This is a genomic window from Caloranaerobacter sp. TR13 (assembly GCF_001316435.1).
Lineage (GTDB): Bacteria > Bacillota > Clostridia > Tissierellales > Thermohalobacteraceae > Caloranaerobacter.
Window position 1 is genome coordinate 1 of the sequence record NZ_JXLL01000046.1, and the last position, 1424, is coordinate 1424.

General features: G+C 26.3%; 1 protein-coding gene. It reads right to left on the minus strand.

All coding sequences use genetic code 11. The features are described 5' to 3' along the window. Nucleotides 1–101: 101 nt before the first annotated feature. Nucleotides 102–1001, minus strand: a complete 900-nt coding sequence (locus TR13x_RS10800; RefSeq protein ID WP_054871945.1) for a PhzF family phenazine biosynthesis protein — start codon at nucleotides 999–1001, stop codon at nucleotides 102–104. Nucleotides 1002–1424: the final 423 nt, after the last annotated feature.

A 1424-nucleotide genomic window follows, 5' to 3' on the forward strand; every position in this document is an offset into this window, starting at 1 on the left:
AAAGCGAATGCTTGAAAGAATTTAGTTGAAAAAAACTAGGTGAAAATTTTTGAGACAAATAGTAAATACTAGAGGATTACTACTTTATGAACAATCTCTAACTATATTGTAATAATGCCTTCTAAAACAATTTTAGCTCTACCACCAACATATACTACATAATTATTATCTTTTTCTATAATCTCACAATAAATTTGACTCGGTCTATTTAATGTTTCTCCTTGATATGCCATAATACTATTGCCTTTTAATAATTTATTTTTCTTTAAATAATATATCAAAGCTCCATTAGACGTACCTGTAGCTGCTTCTTCTTTTATACCAACTGCTGGAGCAAAATTTCTACAATACACTTCTTCAATATTTTGACTACTGTTTACACTAAATACATGTATACCGATTATATCTTTCTCTATTGTATATTTTTTTAATTTATCAAAATTAATTTTGAGATTATTTAAAATTTTTTTACTTCTAACCGGAATAATAATATCTTTTAAACCTGTAGAAATTATTTCTGGCTTTAAATCAAAATCTTTCAAGCCTATTAAACTACTATCTATATTCATAAACTCACTAATACTATCTAAATCATCTACTATACCATAAGATTTTGGACTTCCCTGCTGCATCATAACTTTTTGTACTTTTCCGTTATTAAAAAATATTTTTACTGGTAATTCCCCTACTTTAGTTTTTTGTATTACTCTAATTATTCCATTTTCTTTAGCTTTAATATAACCTTTTTTAGCTAGAGTATAAAATGCAGCTATTGTAGCATGTCCACATAAATCAACTTCACATTGTGGAGTAAAAAATCTAACCTCAAAATTACTTTTATCTATAGGTATGACAAAAGCAGTTTCAGAAAGATTCATTTCAGCAGCTATTTTCTGCATCTCATGACTTCTTAACCCTTTCGAATCAGGCACAACACCAGCTGGATTACCACAAAAAGGCTTGTCCGCAAATGAATCAACCTGATATATTATTAAATCCATCTATATTACATCTCCTTCAGTTTAGTTAATAACCAGTAGAATCAACAAGCATTAATCGATACTATCAGCTGACAGCTAATAACTATATTTAAGAACTAATATTTTGGAATTGTTAATTGTCCATTATTAATTACATATACTAACTAACAGCTAACCCATTTTAACATCTGTTTCCTGATAGCTGCGTACTTAAACAAAAGCATATTACCTTAATCAATTTTTTAGCACCTTTATATAATATTTAAAAATAAAAACTTTTTCTCTAACATAATTATATCAGATTTTTTACATATATTTACTGGTATTTATTGTTTTTCATGCTTATTATTTTCAAATCACTTTAATTTTTTATAATCCATAGAAAATTATATTCCATATTAAGTTATGAATAATTTCAAATATAATTTTCGTAATGGATATAGG